This window comes from Arthrobacter sp. 10L430, assembly GCF_056395245.1.
On record NZ_JBFTJD010000063.1, the window covers coordinates 1 to 989 of the forward strand.

Consider the following 989-nt stretch of genomic DNA (forward strand, 5'->3'; position numbering starts at 1 on the left):
GCCGACTCCTGGGGTGACATTTCCCTGGCCAAGCGCACCGGGGTGCTGTTCAAGTTCCGCGAACTCGTCGCCTCCCACGTGGACGAGCTCGCCGAGCTGATCACCGCCGAGCACGGCAAGGTCCTCTCCGATGCGAAGGGCGAGATCGGCCGCGGCCTGGAGGTCATCGAGTTCGCCTGCGGCATCCCGACCCTGCTCAAAGGTGACTACTCGGACCAGGTTTCCACCGGGATTGATGTCTTCTCCTTCCGCGAGCCGCTCGGCGTCGTCGCCGGCATCACCCCGTTCAACTTCCCCGTGATGGTGCCGCTGTGGATGGCGCCGATGGCCATCGCCACCGGCAACGCCTTCATCCTCAAGCCCTCCGAGCGCGACCCCTCCGCCTCGATGCTGCTGGCCAAGCTGTGGAAGCAGGCAGGCCTGCCCGACGGCGTCTTCCAGGTCCTGCACGGCGACAAGGAGACCGTTAACGGACTCCTGACCCACCCGGACGTGGACGGCATCTCCTTCGTCGGATCCACCCCGATCGCCCAGTACGTCCACGAGACCGCCACCAAGCACGGCAAGCGGGTCCAGGCCCTGGGCGGTGCGAAGAACCACGCGATCGTGATGCCCGACGCCGACCTCGACAACGCCGCCGACCACCTCGCCGCCGCCGCCTTCGGTTCCGCGGGCGAACGCTGCATGGCCATCTCCGTCGCCGTCGCCGTCGGCGATGCCGCCGAACTGCTGGTCAAGAAGGTCGAAGAGCGTGCCCTCGCCGTCAAGGTCAACAACGGCACCGCGCCCGACGCCGAAATGGGCCCGGTCATCACCCCCGCCTCCAAGGAACGCATCGTCAAGATCGTCACCGAAGCCGAAGCCGCCGGCGCGGCCATGGTGGTGGACGGCCGCGACCTGGTGGTCCCCGGCCACGAGGACGGCTTCTGGGTCGGCCCCACCGTCCTGGACCACGTCAAGACCGAAATGACCGCCTACACCGAGGAAAT

General features: G+C 67.6%; 1 protein-coding gene. It reads left to right on the forward strand.

Annotated features, from left to right (window positions below; all coding sequences use genetic code 11):
• The coding region (mmsA, locus tag AC1DDG_RS21665; RefSeq protein ID WP_476877698.1) for a CoA-acylating methylmalonate-semialdehyde dehydrogenase at positions 1-989 on the forward strand (989 nt) is incomplete at both ends.